Raw genomic sequence first — 21,668 nt, 5'->3', positions numbered from 1 at the left:
CCAAACATAACATGTTTGGCTGCAGGTTGGATAGGTTTTGAAAATAAACTAGGAAAATCACTATAGTGATTTTCGCCTAATAACACAAAGTGGGAAAAACCACGCTTTTATCCCACTTTGTCAACAACCAAAAAAGGCACTTTACAGTGCCTTTTGACGGTCAGAGAAATGATTCTAACGCTTATAAAACTTTAACAATGGCGTCGCACAGTGGAACCATGTTTTCCAGTGTTAAGCCTGCTACGTTAATACGCCCAGAACTCACTGCATAGATGCCAAATTCGCTACGTAGACGCTCTACCTGCTCTTTTGTCAGCCCACTGAAGGAGAACATACCATTTTGGTTGATAATGAAGCTGAAGTCCTGTTTAGCGCCTTTTTCTTCCAATGTTTTGACTAATAGCTGACGCATACGTTTAATACGTTCACGCATTGCAGTCAGTTCTTGGATCCATTCTGCTTTTAACGCATTATCAGAAAGGATGGTGGTCACTACTGCTGCACCGTGCGCAGGTGGGTTTGAGTAGTTTGCACGGATAACCGCTTTAGCTTGGCTAAATGCGCGCTCTGCGTTATCGCTATCTTTTGCGATAATCGTACAGGCCCCAACACGTTCGTTATATAAACCGAAGTTTTTTGAGAACGAACTTGCCACAATCATTTCAGGATTGTTTTTGGTGAAGATCCGCAGACCTTCAGCGTCTTCATCTAAGCCTTTTGCAAAGCCTTGGTAAGCAAAGTCAAAAACAGGTAATAAGCCTTTATCTGCACAGAGTGCGGCCAGTTTTGTCCATTGCTCTACGGTTGGGTCAATACCCGTTGGGTTATGGCAGCAACCGTGCAGTACAATCACATCACCGGCAACGGCGGATGACAGGCTATTGAGCATACCGTCAAAATCCATACCGTGATTGGCGGCATCATAGTAGTTATACGTTAAAACGTCTAAGCCTGCTGCTTCAAAAATATTTTTGTGATTAGGCCAAGTAGGGTTGCTGATCCAAACGCGTTTTGCATTGGTTTGTTTAGCAATAAAATCCGCCGCGATACGCAGTGCGCCCGTACCGCCCGGTGCTTGTGCTGTGCGTGCACGTTTTGAGGTGACAATTTCATGTTGTGCACCGAATAACAATTCTTGTGTTACACGGCCAAATTCTGGCATTCCGCTAATCGCAAGATAGTTTTTGGTATTTTCGTTATCTAGCAGGAATTTCTCTGCTTTTTTGACGGTATCAAGTACAGGGGTTTTCCCTGATTCATCTTTGTAGACGCCAATACCTAAGTTAATTTTATTTTCGCGGGGATCAGCACGGAAACTATCAGCAAGACCTAAAATGGGGTCAGCGGGGGCAGAAATAATTTTCTCAAACATGTTGTCGATTCCAAAGCTCTGTTGTGGTACCGAACATAAACCTGAGTTGTAAAGGCAAAGCAAGGTAGCTTGTGACAACCTTACCTGTCAGGTGCCTTGACAGCGGGTTAATGCAGGGTATAGCTGAAAACGGGTTTAGTCGAACGAGTCGAGTTCTCAGGTTAACGTGTGAAAGGGCTTTTGCCAACCGTTTTACGAAAAATTGGCGAGATCTTGTGAGCTAGGTAGAAATTGCATGTAATCCAACCAGAAATATGTATAAGGCCAGCGTATTTACCTGTCTTATTGATGATTTGGGTTGATAAATAGGAAGGTGAACGGGTTTTAAGGTAGGTAAAACAAAGATTGGCATAATGGGGCAATAAAAAAGCAGCGCCGAGGCGCTGCTTGCAAAAACATGTTACCGTTTTCTAGTTTATCAGTTAACTGATAATTAGAATTGGTAAATCAGACCTAAACCAACTACGTTATCAGTGTTGATACCGTTATCAGTGTTGATACCGTTAGCTGTGTTTTTAGTAAAGTCATTGTCTTTTAACAGGTTAATTTTGTAATCAACAACTGCAGACATGTTTTTGTTGAAGTAGTAGTAAGAACCAACAGATACATATTTCAGGATATCTTTGTTACCGTAGCCTGGCAGGTCTTTACCTTTAGACTGAACGTAAGCAACAGATGGTTTCAGACCGAAATCGAACAGGTACTGAGCCACTAACTCAACGTTTTGAGTTTTGTTAGCGATAAAATCTTTGCTACCGTAGTGAGTCATGTTCAGAGTCTCACCATACATCGCTGCTAAGTAAACGTTGTTAGCGTCGAATTTACCACCCACGTTCCACGCTTGAGCGCGGTCACCACGAGCTTGGCTAGTTTTTTGGTTTTCAGTACGAGCAGAATTAGAATAACCACCACCCAAAGTTACGCCCCAACCTAAGTCGTAAGCTGCTGAGAAACCGTAACCGTCACCGTTGTTTTTATAAACATCACTAACACCTGATTTGTTAGTTTCAGTGTTTTTACCTTGATATTGCAGAGCAAAACTCAGACCATCAACATAACCGAACGCGTTGTTGTTACGGTAAGTTAACAGGTTGCGGTTACGACCAGTCATAAATGTATCAGTCTGCGCCATAGAATCGCCGCCCCATAAAGGCAGAACGTCTGTCCACGCAGCCGTATCATATACCACACCGTAGTTACGGCCGTAGTCGATTGAACCGAAATCAGCAAATTTCAGTCCCGCGTATGCTAAACGGTTTTTATTGGTGTTGTTGTCTTCACCTTTGTTGGTTTTTGTTTCCCACTCGAAACGACCAAAACCAGTCAGTTGATCAGTGATTTGCGTATCACCTTTCAGACCTAAACGAACGCGTGAATCGTCGCCATCTTCACTTTTAGTACCATTGCTACCTTTGCCATCTGCAAAGTAGTGACGAACGTCAACTTTACCGTAAACGTCTAACTTGTTGCCGTCTTTGTTGTAGACTTCAGCTGCGTTTGCTGCACCAGCAGCTAACAGAGCTGGGATAACCATTGCAAGAATATTGCGTTTCATCATTATTATTACCCTCATTGGTGTTATTCGGACACCTGCCACTGCCAAAAATAATTCGCAAAAATAATTGGAACTATTTATGAGAGATTAGTGTCGTCTATGTCGGCGACCAGTGTTCCATTGCTAAATAAATTTATCTACCCTCAAAGTGCTACAAAATCAAAGATTCTGAAACAAATGGTAACTAGATGTTTCAAAATGTAAAAAATAGAGTAAAAAATAAACACTCATCGTACCAGTTTAAAAAATATTACAAAATTTAGGGAACTTTTTTGAGAGGCAATTTGAGCTTTTTTTGAGCAACTTAGATCAATTTGTTTGACGATTTTGGGATGGCAAAAAACAAAAACGAAGCAAAAAAGCAGATTATTCTTAACAATATCAATGTAGATGCAATATAACGGGAAATTATAAGGCAATAACGTAAAAAAGTGTGATCTGTTTATCAAATGTCTGCAATTAATGTAACGAAATGGGATAGTTATAAAGTGAAAGTATTTCAGGGCTAAAAATCACGAGCCAACATTCGCAGGCTCGTGAATAAATATAAACACGCAGAAATTAGAAGGCTGCGTTTCTTGGTGTACGAGGGAATGGTATCACTTCACGCACGTTACTAACACCTGTTACATAGGCAACTAGGCGCTCAAAACCAAGGCCGAAACCTGAGTGAGGCACAGTGCCGTAACGGCGCAGATCACGGTACCACCAGTAATCTTCTTTATTCATTCCCATTTCTTCAAGGCGAGCATCTAGCATATCCAGACGCTCTTCACGCTGTGAGCCCCCGATGATTTCACCAATACCCGGTGCGAGAACATCCATTGCAGCAACCGTTTTACCGTCCTCATTGAGGCGCATATAGAAGGCTTTGATATCTTTCGGGTAGTTTTTCACCACGACCGGTGCTTTAAAGTGTTGCTCTGCTAAATAACGCTCATGTTCAGATGACATATCGACTCCCCAGTAAACCGGGTTTTCGAATTTCTGACCACAAGTTTCAAGGATTTTAATGGCATCCGTATAGTCAACTTGCGCGAAATCAGAGTTAATAAAGCTTTCTAAGCGGGTGATAACGTCTTTATCAACCCGTTGTGCAAAGAACTCTAAATCATCACGGCGTTCCGTCAGTGCTGCTTTAAATGCAAATTTCAGCATTTTTTCGGCAAGGCCTGCCACATCATCTAAGTTTGCAAACGCCACTTCAGGCTCAACCATCCAGAATTCCGCCAAGTGACGGCTGGTGTTAGAGTTTTCAGCGCGGAATGTTGGCCCAAAGGTATACACTTTGCTCAGTGCCGTTGCGTAGGCTTCACCATTTAGCTGCCCTGAAACGGTTAAAAATGCTTCGCGACCAAAGAAATCCTCGCTGAAATCCACTTCCCCTTTATCATTACGCGGTAAGTTGTTGTAATCCAGAGTGGAGACACGGAACATTTCTCCGGCGCCTTCGGTATCGGAAGCAGTAATGATTGGCGTTGAAACCCAGAAGTAACCTTGCTCATCAAAGAAGCGATGGATAGATTGTGCTAAGGTGTGGCGAACACGGGCAACAGCACCAATTAAGTTAGTGCGTGGGCGCAAGTGGGCCGCTTCACGTAAAAATTCAACGCTATGGCGTTTTGCCGCCATTGGGTAGGTGTCAGGATCTTCAACCCAACCAACGACTTTGACTGCGCTGGCTTCTAATTCAAATGATTGACCTTGACCTGGAGACTCTTTTACCGTCCCGGTGACTTCAACGGAACAACCCGTAGTGAGATGCAGGACTTCGTCATTATAATTTTGTAAATTATTATTAATGATAGCCTGTAACGGATTAAAGCATGAGCCGTCATATACGGCGAGGAAAGAAAAACCCGCATTTGAATCTCTCCTTGTACGTACCCAGCCTTGAACGGTGACTTCAGAGCCTACCGCCACACGGCCTTGCAGTACGTCGACTACAGGCGCTACTATCATATAATTCACTCTCTTCAAATTTAACAATATCTACTTTGACTATCTCAATCCGTCATACTTCGAGCCGAAGATGCGTTGGCTTCACAAACCGACCCTAGTCACATACTTGTGTATGCTCCTAGGGCTCAATTGCTTGCCGCCTTCCTAAACTCGAATTATTTAGGATGCCATTCAAATTGTATTAAAACCATTTCGTTCATTGTATTGCAGCTTTCTTTATTATTGAGGTGCAAAACAAGGCGTGTATGACGGTAAAAATAGTTAAGTAGGGATATACTTACGAAATCCCATATTTCAGGGGCCAACGCTCTATGTTACTTGCCATTTGTTAGGAAACAAGTAAAAAATCGCGATAAATAATTTCAGTGGAATCGAACGATGATCCTAGAGCTTAAAAACTATAGTAATAGTAAGTGAATAAAAGAAAAAGAGGGTTTTAAAGCTCTGCACAAAAAAAGTGCATATTCTTCTGCAGAGCGATGGAAATCGGGTGGGGATTAGCTGGCTTTTTCCATTTTAGGGAGGTCAAAGGCTTTTCTGAGTTGGTTAACGAACTCATCGTCCTCACAAATGGTTTTGCCTGGGCTATCAGAGAGCTTAGCGACAGGTTTGCCGTTGCATTCGACCAGTTTGATCACAATATTCAGCGGCGTAACATGAGGAATATTGCAGGTTAGCCGTGTGCCAATGCCAAACACAAGGTTGATCCGTTGATGGAAATAGCGGTATAAGTCGAGCGCTTTTTGTAGGTCTAAGCTATCGGAAAACACCAGTGTTTTGCTCATTGGATCAATACCTAATTTTTGGTAGTGAGCAATGGCTTTTTCACCCCATTCGATCGGATCGCCCGAATCGTGGCGCAATCCTTGGTAGCGCTTCGCAAAATCAATATCAAAGTCGCGCAAGAAGGCATCCATGGTGATACAGTCCGTTAACGCAATACCCAGATGATTTGGATATTCATCTAACCAGCTTTGCAGAGCCTCCCGTTGGCTATTGGCTAACTCAGGGCTAATTTGTTGGTGCGCTTGGAACCATTCGTGTGCTTGTGTACCTACAGGGATTAAATCAAGCTCATGGGCCAGTTTGTAGTTACTGGTGCCAATAAGATAAGGAAACTCTTTTTTCAACATGGAAACAATGGCTGATTGCACCGTGTAAGAGAAGCGGCGGCGAGTACCAAAATCCATTAATTTAAAGCCAGACAAGTCTAATTGGTTCTCGTTGGCTTGAGCATAGAAAATAGTTAACAGTTTTTTGAGTTGGCTAACCGCGTCATCTGGCGTGATTTCGGGGTGTCTATCTCGTTGGACAATTTCACTGACAAGGGCGAGGAGTGGGACTTCCCACATGATCACTTCGCGCCACGGGCCACTAATGCGAATGGCAAGTTGTCCATCCTCATTAGAAGAAACAGTGACTTGTTCAGGTTTAAAACGGAATGTTTTTAGCCAAGAGAGGTAGTCTTCTTGGAAAAAAGGCAAGCGGCGTAGAAATGTAAATTCATCGTCGGTGAGGGACAAATGTTCCATCAACTGAACTTGTTGCCTAATTTTATCGGCGTAGACGCCTAGGAGTTCACTGCTACGACAGCGGAACTCAGCAACAACCGGTACTTGGTAGTATCGGTGGAAAACTGCCTGCTGCATATGAAGCTTGTAAGCATCGGTATCGAGCAGTGATGTAATAATCGGTGTAGCGTCTAAATTCATGGCGCGCAGACATCCTCGCGGAGCTTATCTACTTAATTAGCTAATTTGCTAAATCGTTAAAGTTGCAAAAGTATACCCACTTTGACGAAAGATAGAAGCGTTATTCTACCAGTTTGTATTGGTGGGATATATTCAGCTTAATGTGCTCATTTGCTTTTGCGTAAAGCTGTTATACCAAGAAAACCCATTTTGAAGCTAGAATGACTAATGTTTTAGATACAAAACGATTAATCACGAAATGATACTAACATGTCGTGAAATATTTGATAGTACTATAGCACCAACAAACAAACGATTTTGTAACAAAATAGCCACTATTAACTTTAAGAAAGTAACATTGACTAAGAAATAGATAACTTCTTCTGATGAAAATGTTTCTCAAATCCGTTCACATTACGGTGTCTTATAGTATTGTATAAAGCAGCAAAGTAGTGCGATATCGAATATAACGAATTAAAAGGTTACTTATGACCCAGTTAAGACAAGCGAAATATCGTCAGGATTATCAAGCACCTGATTATACGATTACAGAGATTGACCTCGATTTTAACCTTGATCCTGTTAAGACAGTGGTAACCGCAGTGAGTAAGGTAAAGCGTATTAACCCACAATCTTCCACTCTTGAACTGCATGGTGAAGATTTATCATTGGTGAGTATTGAAATTGAGGGTAAGGCGTGGAGCGATTATCAACAATCTGAAGGTAAATTGATTATCAAATCATTACCTGAAGCTTTTACGCTGCGTATTGTGAATGAAATTAGCCCTGAAAAAAATACCGCGTTAGAAGGCTTGTATGTATCGGGAGAGGCGTTATGTACGCAATGTGAGGCTGAAGGCTTTCGTCATATTACCTTTTATCAAGACCGCCCAGATGTATTAGCACGTTATACGACAACTATTACAGCAGATAAAACACGTTATCCTTATCTTTTATCAAATGGTAACCGTATTGCAGAAGGCGAATTAGAAAATGGTCGCCATTGGGTTAAGTGGGAAGACCCATTCCCAAAACCCAGTTATTTATTTGCATTAGTCGCAGGTGATTTTGATGTATTAAAAGATACTTTTGTCACCCGCAGTGGTCGTGAAGTCGCATTAGAACTGTTTGTTGATAAAGGTAATTTAGACCGTGCCCCATGGGCGATGCAATCGCTTAAAAACGCCATGAAATGGGATGAAGATCGCTTTGGTTTAGAGTATGACCTTGATATATATATGATTGTCGCCGTTGATTTCTTTAATATGGGCGCAATGGAAAATAAAGGTTTGAACGTTTTTAACTCCAAGTATGTTTTAGCGAAAAGTGAAACGGCAACAGATAAAGACTACCTAAATATCGAATCTGTGATTGGTCATGAATATTTCCATAACTGGACAGGTAACCGTATTACTTGTCGTGACTGGTTCCAATTAAGCTTAAAAGAGGGGCTAACCGTTTTCCGAGATCAAGAATTTAGCTCCGATTTAGGCTCCCGTTCAGTGAACCGCATTAATAACGTTAAAGTCATGCGTGCGGCACAGTTTGCTGAAGATGCAAGCCCAATGGCGCACCCAATCCGCCCTGAAAAAGTGATAGAAATGAACAATTTCTATACATTAACAGTCTACGAAAAAGGATCTGAAGTTATTCGCATGATCCACACGTTACTGGGCGAAGAAATGTTCCAAGCGGGTATGCAACTGTATATTCATCGCCATGATGGTAGTGCAGCGACTTGTGATGATTTTGTACAAGCAATGGAAGATGCCTCAAATGTCGATCTGTCTTTATTCCGTCGCTGGTATAGCCAATCGGGGACGCCAGTATTAACCGTTCGTGATGAATATTCGCCTGAGAAACAGCAATATACACTGCATGTTAGCCAAATGACGCCCCCAACGTTAGATCAAACCGAAAAACATGCTCTGCATATTCCACTGGATATTGAGCTATATGATGAGGAAGGGGCGGTCATTCCATTAAAACGTGATGGTAGTGCAGTGAATTCTGTGCTTAATGTTACCCAAGAAACGCAATCCTTTGTATTTGATGAAGTCCCAAGCCAGCCAGTGCCCTCATTATTACGCGAGTTTTCAGCACCGGTTAAATTAGATTATCACTATACCGATGAACAATTAGCGTTCTTGATGCAGCATGCGAGTAATGAATTTTCACGTTGGGATGCGGCGCAACAACTGATTAATAACTACGCAAAAATCAATGTGACTAAGTACCAAAAAGGTGAAGCACTTATTTTACCCGAGTCTGTGATTGATGCTTTTCGTGCAGTTTTATTGAGTGAGTCAGTCGATCCTGCGTTAGCGGCATTGATCTTAACGCTTCCATCAGAAAATGAAATTGCTGAACTATTTACAGTAATCGATCCTGTTGCCATCCATGAAGTGGTTAATTTTATTCATCATCGATTAGCCAATGAAATGTCTGATGAATTCTTGGCTGTATACCGTTCGATTAATATTGACGGTTACCGTGTCGATCATCAAGACATTGCGAAACGGTCGTTACGTAACGTCTGTTTGCAATATTTAGCGTCGAATGATGATGTTGCGATGGCGAATAAACTGGTCGAAGAGCAGTATAAAAATGCAGACAATATGACCGATTCGCTGGCGGCATTAACGGCAGCTAATGAGGCCCAATTACCTTGCCATGCTCAATTGATGGCTGATTTTGACGAACGTTGGCACCATGATGGCTTGGTGATGGATAAGTGGTTTACATTGCAAGGTTCAAGCCCTGCAAAAGGCACGTTATCGAAAGTGCGTCAGTTGTTAAATCACCGTTCATTCAGTATGAGTAACCCGAACCGTGTTCGCTCGTTAGTTGGAGCATTTACCGCAGGCAACCCAGTTAACTTCCACGCAGAGGACAGCAGCGGTTATCAGTTCCTGTATGAAATTCTGGTGGATCTGAATACACGCAATCCACAGGTCGCTTCTCGCTTAATTGAACCACTCATCCGTTTAAAACGTTATGATGAAAAGCGTCAAGCCCAGATGCGTAAGGTGCTTGAACAATTGAAAGCGTTAGACAACCTTTCGGGTGATTTATTTGAAAAAATCACTAAAGCATTAGAAAGCTAATCGCTAAGACATACGCTATTTTTATATGATGAGATAATCAACAACGCTCAAAAGTTCTTAGGAAAGTAAAAATAGCGATTTTAGTTTAGATCTAAAGGGGTAAGATTAACTATCTTCCCCCTGAGGTTGTTGACAAAGTGGGAAAAAGCGTGGTTTTTCCCACTTTGTGTTATCAGGCGAAAATCAATATATTGATTTTCCTTGTTTATTTTCAAAACCTATCCAACTTGCTGTCAAACATGTTATGTTTGTCAGCAGTCTGAGGGGGAAGATTAACTATCTTCCCCCTTTAATTTTTTGATTTTTTTCATAGTAAAGTTGCCCCTAATTAGGGTAATCTATAGCGCGTTTTATCCGACGAAAAATAGTCCGCACCGTGAAAACTCGATAATCAGTCTTTGGCGAGGGTTTTGGCGTGCGACATAATGTCTATTTTATTGAAACGCACTAGCAGAATATAGGTTATTGGATATGTTATATCACCTTGCCCGCAAGGCACTATTCCAGTTCGACCCCGAAAAAGCGCATGAAATCACTTTTCGCCAGCTTCAACGTTTAAACCATTCACCTTTTCAATGTCTTATTCGCCAATCTATCGCCATTAAACCAACCCAATGTATGGGACTTTCTTTTAAAAATCCACTTGGGTTAGCTGCGGGATTGGATAAAGACGGTGAATGTATTGATGCGTTTGGTGCAATGGGGTTTGGGTTTGTTGAAATTGGTACTGTAACACCACGTCCTCAGCCAGGAAATGATAAGCCAAGACTTTTTCGCTTAGTTGCAGCGGAAGGGATCATTAACCGCATGGGTTTTAATAATAAGGGTGTCGATAACCTTGTTGAGAATGTCAAAAAATCCAATTATGGCGGTATCATTGGAATTAATATTGGTAAAAATAAAGATACCCCTGTAGAGCATGGTAAAGATGATTACCTTATTTGCATGGATAAGGTGTATGCACATGCAGGCTATATTGCCATTAATATCTCATCACCAAATACACCGGGTTTGCGTTCATTGCAATATGGTGAAGCACTGGATGATTTATTAAGTGGTATAAAAGCAAAGCAATTAGAACTACAATCGTTACACAATAAATATGTTCCAGTGGCTGTTAAAGTTGCGCCCGATTTATCTGAAGAAGAAATTATTCAAGTGACAGATAGCCTAGTGAGACATAATATCGATGGTGTTATCGCAACGAATACCACACTAGATCGCTCTCTGGTTCAAGGGTTAGATCACTGCAATGAAATGGGCGGACTCAGTGGACGTCCTGTTCAATTAAAAAGTACTCAAGTGATTAAACTTATTTCTCGCGAATTAAATGGTAAGCTTCCGATTATTGGTGTGGGTGGAATTGATTCATTAACAGCAGCGCGTGAAAAAATGCAAGCAGGTGCTTCATTAATTCAAATTTACTCTGGTTTTATTTATCATGGCCCAAAATTAATTAAAGATATTGTCAATCATATCTAGTAAATTGTAAATTTACTTAACAAGGGGGTTTCTTTATGCCCCCTTTTAAACTATATTGCTAATAGTGGCTATTTTTATATCAATTTTATTTCAATCTTCAGCGAATTTGTTATTTGATAATGGCATTATTCGGTTATCTGTAAGGCGAATAATTGGGGGTATAAAAGTCAGCTTTAGAGTAAATTTAGGAAGGATCATATAGATGATCGTTCTTATATATATTTACCGGTAAATCGCTGAAGGATCCGTTTATGAATATTAAACCAGATGATCATTGGCGTTGGTATTTTGATCATGACCATGACAGAGTGATGCTAGATCTCGCCAACGGCATGATATTTCGTTCATGTTTTCCAGCTAAAATGCTGACGGTATTTGCCCGTAATGAAATGCCATTTAGTATCGAGGATGCTGGGGAATTTTATTTATTTGATGAGCAAGCTAAACGATTAAATATAACGCAAGAGGAAAGGGCTGAATTAGTGCTTAATTGCCTTGTTGCTCATCGTTTTTTAAAACCGCAGATGCCTAAAAGTTGGTATTTCACTACATTCCATGCGATTAATACGCCAAAACAAGGGCAGATTATTCAAGTTTGTTTAGAGAATAGTCATCACTATTTTACGTTTATTATTGCAGAAGCGGGTTCATGTGCCAGTTTGTGTTTATTGGCAGAACCTGTATTGGAATTACCAGATCGTATTTTAAGATTTTGCGATCCAATTAAGATCATGAATGATCGTATGCTTGAATATTCATCTAAAGCCAAACGGCAGTTATATGGAAATGTGGTTTGATTGATCATCAATGATCATATCTAAAAACGAATAAATAAAATTATCTTTCTCAGTATAATGATTAATTCGGTTATTAGAATGTTAACACCATCATCATTAAAACATTGTTGATGGTGTTAAATGTTCAAAAATTAAATTTTACTTAAATGCCAATTTTAGCGCCGTTTTAGGGATGCAGCTACAAGCTAATATATAGCCATTTTCGCTAACCGCACTTTGTTTTAATGGCGTCACTTCACCAGACACTAATTTAATTTTACATCGGCCACAAATTCCTGCTCGACACGAATAGGGAATATTTAAACCGTGTAATTCCAGTTGCTCTAAGATCACATTCTGGTTATCGCCTTCGTATTCGATTTCGTCGAAAACTAAGCTGACTTTATTAATTTGAGATTGTACATTTTGCCCTGAAAGATCATTGTCTCTTTCTTGAGTTAAATATTGCTTGGCTGGTTTCGTTTCTAACACGGTTAATATGTCACCAACACGAACGATCCCCGTGTTTTGGATGATCATATTTTGCCCAAAATCGACATCGCCTTTTTCATCTGAACGAAAAGTTTGTAGTGTCGCTAAGGGTTCGCTATTCGGATGTTTAATGCCTTTTTCTGGGCTCACCGTTGTAAGAATACAGCGGCTACAAGGCTTATCTAAAGTAAAAATCACCTCACCAATTTGAATGGTTTTCCATGTGTCTTCTTCAAAGGGTTTTGCACCCGTAATAATTAAGTTTCCACGAAATTGCTCTAATTTAATACCAGCAGGGCAACGGCGTTGCAGTTCTTGAACGGAAGCTTCATTAATTAAGAGAAAAGGGTAACCATCAGCGAAAGACATCGGCACATCCTGGTGCCCTTTAACGCGGCGAGAAAGTTGTGGACTCAACCAACGTAATTGAACTGGCTCATCAAAAAAGGTACTTAACCAACGGTTTATTGCATCTGGTGCAATAAGTGCATGAAAATGATTACCCCAAACTTCAGTAGGGCTCTGCTTATCGTCAAAGTCCTGATACAATACTGTTGCACTTTCACCATTGGGCGCTCTGAGGTAAAGACCGTTATTGAGCATAACCGGTGTAAATAATAACATTTGTGGGTATTTTCTCGCCGTAATAAATTTACCTTCCAGCGTGGTTACCATAAAATTACGATCAAAAGTCAAACCGCTAATGTCAGCGAAGGCATGAGATAAACGCACCCCTCTCATGGATTTTACTGGGTGTGTATAAAGGCGCGAAAGCGTGATCATTTTTTAATCCTTATAATTGTGCGCAGCAACTTTATGACAACTGCATAAGATTAGCTATAATGCGCAACAATTTTTCATCGAAATCGGTAATAAATACTATGAATTTTCTGTTTGCCAGCACAGCTCGTGGCCTAGAAGAACTACTGAAAACGGAACTGGAAGCACTTGGTGCTAGTCAGTGTAAAGTGACCCAAGGGGGCGTCTATTTTCAGGCCGATGAACGGGTCATGTACCAAAGTTTACTGTGGAGTCGGCTGGCGTCGCGTATTTTATTGCCATTGAATGATTTTGATGTGTACAGCGACCTAGACTTATACCTTGGTGTACAGGCAATTGACTGGTCTGAAATTTTTTCTGTTAATGATACGTTTGTTGTGCATTTTACAGGCACCAATGACGAAATTCGTAACAGCCAATACGGTGCCTTAAAAGTGAAAGACGCGATTGTCGACAGCTTTGTGCGCAAATTAGATCAGCGCCCAAATGTTGCACGTCAACAGGCGGATATTCGCATCAATGTGTACCTAAATAAAGAAAAAGTCAGTGTTGCGTTAGATTTAAGTGGCGATCCGCTGCATATTCGTGGCTACCGTGATTTAGCGGGGCAAGCGCCATTAAAAGAAACGTTAGCCGCTGCAATTATTAACCGTTCAGGTTGGCAGCAAGGAACCCCATTAGTTGACCCAATGTGTGGTTCGGGGACGTTATTAATTGAAGCCGCTATGATGGCAACAGATAAAGCGCCAGGGTTACATCGCAACCATTGGGGCTTTTATGCATGGTCGAAATTTAATGCTGAATTATGGCGAGAGTTAACCACTGAGGCACAAGTGCGTTTTCGCCAAGGCTTAAAAGAGAACACATCACGGTTTTATGGTTTCGATATCGATAAACGTGTGTTGGAAATGGCTCGTGCCAATGCGCGTCGCGCAGGCCTACAAGATGTGATTACATTTAGCCAAGGTGACGCGGCTGCGTTGGAAAACCCAGTTAAAACAGATACGGTAGGGACTATTATCAGTAACCCGCCATATGGTGAACGTTTAGAGAGTGAACCGGCATTAATTGCGCTGCATAGCCAATTAGGGCGCGTGGTTAAAACGCGCTTTCCAGGCTGGCGTTTGTCGATTTTCAGCGCGTCACCTGAATTATTGAGCTGCTTACAATTACGTTCAGAGCGTGAGTTTAAAGCGAAAAACGGCCCATTAGATTGCGTACAAAAAAATTACCAATTAGCCGCTACCCCTTCTGAAACTGTTGCAGAAATTTCCCCAGACTTTGCTAACCGCTTACGTAAGAACTTGAAAAAACTAACTAAGTGGGCAAAGCAGCAGGGTATTGAAAGCTATCGTGTTTATGACGCTGATCTACCTGAGTATAATGTTGCAGTCGATATTTATGGCGACAAGGTGGTGATCCAAGAATATGCACCACCAAAAACTGTGGATGAACGTAAAGCACGTCAGCGTTTATTTGATGTGATCACCGCAACCATGAATGTGTTAGAACTGACGTCAAATCAGTTAGTGTTAAAAACACGTCAGCGCCAAAAAGGCAAACAGCAATACGAAAAGTTGGCACAAAAAAACGACTTTTTCTTAGTGCAAGAATACAATGCCAAAATGTTGGTAAACCTAACAGACTACCTCGATACGGGGCTATTTTTAGATCACCGCATCGCGCGTCGCATGTTAGGCGAAATGAGCAAAGGTGCTGATTTTTTAAACTTATTTTGTTATACCGGTACGGCAACGGTGCATGCAGGCTTAGGCGGGGCGAAAAGCACGACATCCGTCGATATGTCTCGAACGTACCTTGAATGGGCTGAGAAAAACTTACAAGCGAATGGGTTAACAGGGCGTCAACATCGCTTAATTCAGGCCGATTGTTTAAGTTGGTTGGCAAACAGCAATGAGCAATTTGATCTGATCTTTATTGATCCGCCAACATTTTCCAATTCTAAGCGCATGGATGGCACATTTGATGTGCAACGTGACCATGTGCAATTGATTACACATTTAAAACGATTATTACGCCGCGGCGGAACAGTTATGTTCTCAAACAACAAACGCGGTTTCAAAATGGATATGGACGCAATCGCAGCGCTAGGACTACAAGCACAAGAAATCACTGCGAAAACGCTTTCTGAAGATTTTGCACGTAATCGTCAAATTCATAACTGCTGGTTAATTCGCCACGCAGAGTAAAGGATACAATCAATGGCTTTAATTAATTTATCAGGTGCGTACCTTTCCTTCAGTGATGCACCATTACTCGATAATACTGAAATACATATTGAAGATAACGAACGGGTCTGTTTAGTCGGTAGAAATGGTGCGGGTAAATCAACCCTGATGCGTGTATTGACGAAAGAACAGCCGTTGGATGATGGTCAGCTTATTTACGAACAGGGTTTAGTGGTTGCGCGCTTGCAGCAAGATCCTCCACGTAATGTGGAAGGGACTATTTTTGATTTTGTGGCAGAAGGCGTTGAGGAGCAAGCGCAATACCTGAAGGATTACCATCACATCGCAAAATTGGTGGAAGAAGATCCGAGTGAGAAAAACTTAAATAAAATGGCTGAATTACAAGAAGTACTTGATAATCGCAATTTATGGTTATTGGATTCTCGTATTAGCGATGTGTTAAAAAAATTGGACCTCCCGGCGGATGCTGAGCTTTCTTCTCTTTCTGGGGGATGGTTACGTAAAGCTGCGCTAGGGCGTGCATTAGTCAGTAATCCACGGGTGTTATTTTTAGATGAGCCAACGAACCACTTGGATATTGAAACTATCTTGTGGTTGGAAAATTTCCTCAAAGATTTCCAAGGCAGTATTGTGTTTATTTCCCATGACCGTTCATTTATTCGCAATATGGCAACCCGTATTGTCGATTTAGACCGTGGACAACTCGCGTCATGGCCGGGGACTTATGATGATTATTTAGTCAGCAAAGAAGAGGCGTTACGCGTTGAAGAGATGCAGAATGCGGAATTCGACAAAAAACTGGCTCAAGAAGAAGCGTGGATCCGCCAAGGTATCAAAGCACGTCGTACTCGTAATGAAGGACGTGTTCGTGCCCTGAAAGCACTACGTGTTGAACGCTCAATGCGCCGTGAAGTGATGGGAACGGCGAAAATGCAAGTGGGGGAAGCGGCACGCTCCGGTAAAATTGTGTTTGAAATGGAAAATGTGAATTACCAAATCGATAATAAAGTGTTGGTAAAGGATTTTTCTGCACAGGTAATGCGGGGGGACAAAATCGCATTAGTTGGGCCAAATGGTTGTGGTAAAACCACATTATTGCGCTTGATGCTTGGAGAGTTACAAGCCGATAGCGGCCGCGTGCACTGTGGTACAAAACTTGAAGTCGCTTACTTTGACCAGCACCGTGCAGCGTTAGACCCTGATAAAACCGTTATGGATAATTTAGCGGAAGGTAAGCAAGAGGTGATGGTGAATGGCAAGCCACGCCATGTATTAGGCTATTTACAAGACTTCATGTTCCCACCCAAACGTGCTATGACCCCCGTTAGGGCTTTATCTGGTGGTGAGCGCAACCGGCTATTGCTAGCTCGATTATTCTTAAAACCAAGTAATCTGTTGATCCTTGATGAACCGACCAACGACCTTGATGTCGAAACGTTAGAATTACTTGAAGAATTAGTGGATGGCTACCAAGGAACCGTGTTGCTGGTAAGCCATGACCGTGAATTTGTCGATAATAGTGTGACTGAATGCTGGATCTTTGAAGGTAATGGCGTTATCAACCGCTTTGTTGGGGGCTATTTTGATGCGCAAAAACAAAGAGCACAAACCGTGAGTTTGAGAGCCGAACAAACGAGTAAAGTAGCAGCACAAGAAAAAGCGGCAAAACCGAAAGAAGCGGCAAAGCGACCAAATAAACTCAGTTATAATTTATTGCGTGAGCTAGAACAATTGCCTGCGAAACTTGAGCAACTGGAAACGGAAATTGAAGCGTTACAAGCGAAAGTTAGCGATGCGGATTTCTTTAGCCAACCTCATGATGTTACAGAAAAAACATTAAGTCTGTTAGCAGAAAAAGAAGCTGAACTTGAACACGCATTTGACCGCTGGCAAGAGCTTGAATTGCTTAAGAACGGTTGAGTAGATTGATTAATCAGAGGAGCGAATATTCTTTGTGTACTCATGAGTCTCATGAACATGTGCTTTGTCCTCAGTGCGATATGTTGGTTGCGGTTCCTGAGTTGGAGCAAGGTAGCAAAGCAACTTGCCCGCGCTGTGAGACCACATTGGTTTCTAAATGGCGATATCCGTATAGGCAGCCTGCTGCCTATGCGTTTAGTGCATTGATCATGCTATTCATTGCCTGCTTATTTCCTTTTGTGAAAATGAGTGCAGCGGGGATTGAAAACGAAATTTCGCTTTTTCAAATTATCGAGATTATCGCAACTACACGTTATAGCGGCTTAGCACTTTTTTTCCTGTTTTTCTCTTTAATTATACCTGCTTTTTGTATGGTCACCATTATCCTCTTTGGGTTACAAGTGCATGTTCCTAAAGGGATTAAGGTCGTGATCACGCGGATTTTATTTCAAATGAAAGCGTGGTGCATGGCAGAAATTTTCTTAGCGGGTGTTTTGGTCAGCTTTGTAAAATTAATTGCTTATGGGGATATTGGCATTGGGCTGAGTTTTTTACCTTATTGTGCATTTTGTATGTTACAAGTGAGGGCATTCCAATGTTTAGACAGACATTGGTTATGGGGGCGTATTGAGGAGCCGCCAAAACTAGCGCATCCGCTAAAAGTAGGGCAAACAGGCATAAGCCAAAATGTACGCTTGTGTTTGGTTTGTACTGCTATTTTACCCGCGGAACAATCCAAATGTCCACGTTGCCACTCCCATGGCAGTGTGCGTAAACACCAAAGCCTGCAGTGGACAATGGCGCTGCTTGTGACATCCGTTATGTTGTATATTCCTGCGAATGTGTTGCCGATGATGACGACTAATACACTCGGAAGCGACTTAAACTCCACCATTATTGATGGGGTTATTTTGTTGTGGGAGGATGGTTCATATCCTGTCGCTATGGTTATCTTTATTGCCAGTATTATGGTTCCGACGTTGAAGATGATTGGTATTGCTTGGTTGTGTCTTGATTCAAAAGGATATGGCAACCGCGACCCACATCGTATGCATTTTATTTATGAACTGGTTGAATATGTCGGTCGTTGGTCAATGATTGATGTATTTGTGATTACGATTTTGGCCTCTTTAGTCCAAATGGGGCAGTTAATGAGCATCGTTCCTGCGATGGGGATTATTTTCTTTGGTATTGTCGTCATTTTAACGATGTTTGCGGCGATGACATTTGACCCTCGATTGACTTGGGATCGTTGTGATGCGAAAAATGCAGTGAATACTGCTGAACAAGAAGGAGCCATCGGGTGACCTCACAAGAAACACCACAGGCCAATGCTAAAGTCAGTAAACTAAAAAGTTGGTCACCTGTATGGGTGATCCCAATAGTCACTGTTTTACTTGGTGCTTGGATCTTATTTTACCACTTTAGTAACCAAGGCCCTGAAGTGACGTTGATCACTTATAATGCTGAAGGGATAGAAGCGGGTAAAACAAAAATTAAAAGTCGCAGTGTCGATATCGGCGTTGTGGAAAGCGTGACCTTGGATGACAATTTTAGTCGTGTCATTATTAAAGCGCGTTTAAATAATGAAATGAAAGAGTTACTTCGCACTGACTCGGCATTTTGGATTGTAAAACCGACAATAGGGCGCGATGGCGTTACTGGTCTAGGGACGTTACTTTCAGGAGCTTATATTGAGCTCCAGCCGGGACTGGCGGCAAAAGAACATTTTGAATTTACCTTGTTAGATACACCGCCTTTAGCGTCTCCAGATGCTAAGGGGATCCGTGTTATTCTAGTGAGTGATAAAGCGGGGCAGCTCAACCCGGGCGATCCGGTGTTATTCCGAGGCTACCGTGTGGGCTCTGTTGAAACCAGTAATTTCGACATGGATAAACGCGATATGCGTTATCAACTGTTTATCAATGCCCCTTATGACAAACTGATTAGCTCAAACGTTCGTTTCTGGAAAGACAGCGGTATTGCGTTTGATATGTCATCCCAAGGTGTGCACGTTGAAATGGGGTCGATTGCCACATTATTGACGGGCGGGGTGAGTTTTGATGTTCCTACAGGATGGGTACCGGGAACTAGCGTGAAGGAGAATACGGAATTCGAGCTATTCGATAATCAAAGCAGTATTCAAAATTCGTTGTATACCGAGTATCAAGATTTTGTTCTCTTTTTCTCTGATTCCGTGCGTGGTTTGCAGCCAGGTGCCCCTGTGGAGTTCCGGGGTATTCGTTTAGGAACAGTTGCACAGGTTCCGTTCTATACCGCAGGCTTAGATCAATCACTGGACAATGACTTTAGAATACCTGTTCTTATTCATATCGAACCAGAACGTTTTTCTAAAGATGTCGGGGCGAATTTTAATTTAAAAAATGAATTAAAATTAGCGATGAAAGATGGGCTAAGGGCGTCATTGAAATCAGGTAATTTACTGACGGGTGCACTATTTGTGGATTTAGACTTTGTACCAAATGCTGAGCCGTATAAAGGCCCAACTGTGGTTGCAGGGTATAAAATCATCCCAACAACCAGCGGTGGATTAGCCCAAATTCAGCAAAAAGTGATTGCGGTGCTGGATAAAATCAACAATATGCCAATTGAACCTATGTTGAACCAAACCACACAAACATTGGCGGAAGGGCAAAAAGTGGTGAAAGAAGCCAATGCAATGTTGGTTGAACTGAATAAAGTGATGGCGAGTAAAGAGTTCCAAAACCTGCCACATGATTTACAAAAAACATTACAAGAAATGAATCGTGCAATGCAAGGCTTCCAGCCTGGTTCACCTGCTTACAATAAGATGGTGGATAATATGCAGCGGTTAGATCAAGTCTTGAGAGAAGTGCAGCCGTTGTTAAGAACGTTAAACAATAAGAGCAATGCATTAGTCTTTGAAGCCGAACCGACTAAGGATGTACAGCCGAAAGGAGTTAGAAAATAATGAGATATCTGATATCGATATTTGTTTTGTTGTTGGCAGCATGCAGTAGTAAACCTGAAAAGATGTACTACCAATTGCCAATCAAAGCTTCTGAAACGCAATCTGCGGCGGTGATGGATAAAGGCCAGATTTGGCTGCAACGCATTATGCTATCGGATGTATTAACGTCGAATGGCATCACTTATCAAACAAGTGATGTAAGCTACACCAATGCAAGTACGCATCTATGGGCAAGTCCGTTAGAGCAGCAACTGGGTCAATCAATGGTGAGTGAATTATCCGCAGCATTGCCTGAAAAGTTGGTTTCTTTACAACCACTGCAAAATTCACCAGATACTTTAGATATCACCTTGACGGCATTTAATGGTCGTTATGATGGTAAGGTACTTATTCAAGGTTTCTGGACGTACTCACAGGGTAAGAATCTGATCCGCCGTAACTTTGATGTACAACTGGATCAACAAGAAGACGGTTATCCTGAATTAGTCCGTACATTAGCAACAGGGTGGCAGCAGGTTGCAAAAGGAATTGCTGACGAAATCAATAAATACTAAGTGATCATAATTTAACTCGGGGCTGTTTATCTTTACTGATGATTTTTACCGCTAAAAAAGGTCAAAAAACAATCCCAAAAGTGAAAAATGTATCCATTGTGGCTGACTGACGACGATTTGAATCCACTATTGTCCCTACGCAGCCCTATGGGTTCGATTAAAGCACGTTTCATTCATTTAATGCTGCGTTGAGAGGCTGTTGCCGAGTACACTCGGCGGCGAACCTCTCGCCTAGCCTGAAATGGCTTTAATTCGAATAAAAATTGACCATCAAAGATAAACAGTCCCTAGTTCGCTCAATGCACTTTAGGTCCGCGTAAAGATTGCCGCGACCTAAGGTGCATTTTTTTAGTCATTAGAAATATTGTTTAAACACGCTTTTCGAGTTGGATTAAAAGTGGCTATTTTTAATCATTATAAAATGATGATTATTAAAGAATTATTGTTAAATTGCAGTAAATTCAAATGGTTATGTTAAATGGTTTACACAAGTCACAATTATGCCAATTATGACAAATATATGAAAATCTTTACTTGATTTTCTGCTCTGTGGGCGTTATTTGTATAGTGTACCTATTAAGAAATGGTAGGTGCTGTTTTCTTTTCCATTTAAATGATGAGGGAAGTAAGGCATGAAAAGACAGAAGCGAGACCGTTTAGAAAGAGCTTTATCAAGAGGTTATCAAGCAGGTTTAGCAGGGCGCTCCAAAGAACTGTGCCCGTATCAGGCTGTAGATGCTCGTTCGCACTGGCTAGGTGGTTGGCGTAAAGCGATGGAGGATCGAACTATAGCCATCGTTTAATCCCACGATTA

At 41.6% G+C, this 21,668-nt stretch carries 14 protein-coding genes; 9 read left to right on the top strand and 5 right to left on the bottom strand.

Annotated elements, in window-relative coordinates; genetic code table 11:
• Window positions 1-181: 181 nt before the first annotated feature.
• The 4 genes from AB6N04_RS10105 to pncB form a co-directional block, all read right to left on the bottom strand.
• Window positions 182-1,372: an amino acid aminotransferase gene (locus AB6N04_RS10105; RefSeq protein WP_369308173.1), complete on the bottom strand. Its 1,191-nt coding sequence runs from the start codon at window positions 1,370-1,372 to the stop codon at window positions 182-184.
• A 433-nt stretch (window positions 1,373-1,805) separates the two neighbouring features.
• The gene (locus tag AB6N04_RS10100) at window positions 1,806-2,930 is read right to left on the bottom strand and encodes a porin (protein ID WP_369308172.1); all 1,125 of its coding nucleotides are present in this window, start codon (window positions 2,928-2,930) and stop codon (window positions 1,806-1,808) included.
• 558 nt (window positions 2,931-3,488) lie between these two features.
• Window positions 3,489-4,889: an asparagine--tRNA ligase gene (gene asnS, locus AB6N04_RS10095; protein WP_369308171.1), complete on the bottom strand. Its 1,401-nt coding sequence runs from the start codon at window positions 4,887-4,889 to the stop codon at window positions 3,489-3,491.
• Window positions 4,890-5,386: 497 nt separating this feature from the next.
• Window positions 5,387-6,601: a nicotinate phosphoribosyltransferase gene (gene pncB / locus AB6N04_RS10090; protein WP_369308170.1), complete on the bottom strand. Its 1,215-nt coding sequence runs from the start codon at window positions 6,599-6,601 to the stop codon at window positions 5,387-5,389.
• Between the two features lie 467 nt (window positions 6,602-7,068).
• On the opposite strand from pncB, the gene pepN reads away from it, so the two are divergent.
• From pepN to AB6N04_RS10075, 3 genes are all read left to right on the top strand, one after another.
• Entirely contained in the window at window positions 7,069-9,687 is a 2,619-nt protein-coding gene (pepN, locus tag AB6N04_RS10085; RefSeq protein ID WP_369308169.1) for an aminopeptidase N, read from the top strand.
• Between the two features lie 471 nt (window positions 9,688-10,158).
• On the top strand, window positions 10,159-11,169 hold the full coding sequence (gene pyrD, locus AB6N04_RS10080; protein WP_369308168.1) for a quinone-dependent dihydroorotate dehydrogenase: 1,011 nt from the start codon (window positions 10,159-10,161) through the stop codon (window positions 11,167-11,169).
• Window positions 11,170-11,420: 251 nt separating this feature from the next.
• Window positions 11,421-11,966 (top strand): cell division protein ZapC, encoded by a 546-nt coding sequence (locus AB6N04_RS10075; protein WP_369308167.1) that lies wholly within the window; start codon window positions 11,421-11,423, stop codon window positions 11,964-11,966.
• 138 nt (window positions 11,967-12,104) lie between these two features.
• Here the strand turns inward: AB6N04_RS10075 and AB6N04_RS10070 are convergent, their stop codons facing one another.
• Complete coding sequence (locus AB6N04_RS10070; protein ID WP_369308166.1) at window positions 12,105-13,220, bottom strand: YcbX family protein; 1,116 nt, start codon at window positions 13,218-13,220, stop codon at window positions 12,105-12,107.
• Window positions 13,221-13,318: 98 nt separating this feature from the next.
• Between AB6N04_RS10070 and rlmKL the strand changes: the two genes are divergently transcribed.
• The 6 genes from rlmKL (at window position 13,319) to rmf (ending at window position 21,657) form a co-directional block, all read left to right on the top strand.
• The gene (gene rlmKL / locus AB6N04_RS10065; protein WP_369308165.1) at window positions 13,319-15,427 is read left to right on the top strand and encodes a bifunctional 23S rRNA (guanine(2069)-N(7))-methyltransferase RlmK/23S rRNA (guanine(2445)-N(2))-methyltransferase RlmL; all 2,109 of its coding nucleotides are present in this window, start codon (window positions 13,319-13,321) and stop codon (window positions 15,425-15,427) included.
• Window positions 15,428-15,439: 12 nt separating this feature from the next.
• Entirely contained in the window at window positions 15,440-17,347 is a 1,908-nt protein-coding gene (locus tag AB6N04_RS10060) for an ABC transporter ATP-binding protein (protein WP_369308163.1), read from the top strand.
• A 32-nt stretch (window positions 17,348-17,379) separates the two neighbouring features.
• Window positions 17,380-18,654, top strand: a complete 1,275-nt coding sequence (gene pqiA / locus AB6N04_RS10055; protein WP_369308162.1) for a membrane integrity-associated transporter subunit PqiA — start codon at window positions 17,380-17,382, stop codon at window positions 18,652-18,654.
• On the top strand, window positions 18,651-20,300 hold the full coding sequence (pqiB, locus tag AB6N04_RS10050) for an intermembrane transport protein PqiB (RefSeq protein WP_369308161.1): 1,650 nt from the start codon (window positions 18,651-18,653) through the stop codon (window positions 20,298-20,300). Before pqiA ends, pqiB begins: the two co-directional genes overlap by 4 nt.
• Window positions 20,300-20,854, top strand: a complete 555-nt coding sequence (pqiC, locus tag AB6N04_RS10045) for a membrane integrity-associated transporter subunit PqiC (protein ID WP_369308160.1) — start codon at window positions 20,300-20,302, stop codon at window positions 20,852-20,854. The genes pqiB and pqiC overlap by 1 nt, the downstream gene beginning before the upstream one ends.
• A 632-nt stretch (window positions 20,855-21,486) precedes the next feature.
• Complete coding sequence (rmf, locus tag AB6N04_RS10040) at window positions 21,487-21,657, top strand: ribosome modulation factor (protein ID WP_369308159.1); 171 nt, start codon at window positions 21,487-21,489, stop codon at window positions 21,655-21,657.
• The last annotated feature ends 11 nt before the right edge of the window (window positions 21,658-21,668 follow it).

The sequence above is a fragment of the Providencia rettgeri genome, assembly GCF_041075285.1.
GTDB lineage: Bacteria > Pseudomonadota > Gammaproteobacteria > Enterobacterales > Enterobacteriaceae > Providencia > Providencia rettgeri_G.
The sequence above is the reverse complement of the archived record's forward strand: the minus strand, read 5'-3'. Positions and strand labels throughout refer to the sequence as shown.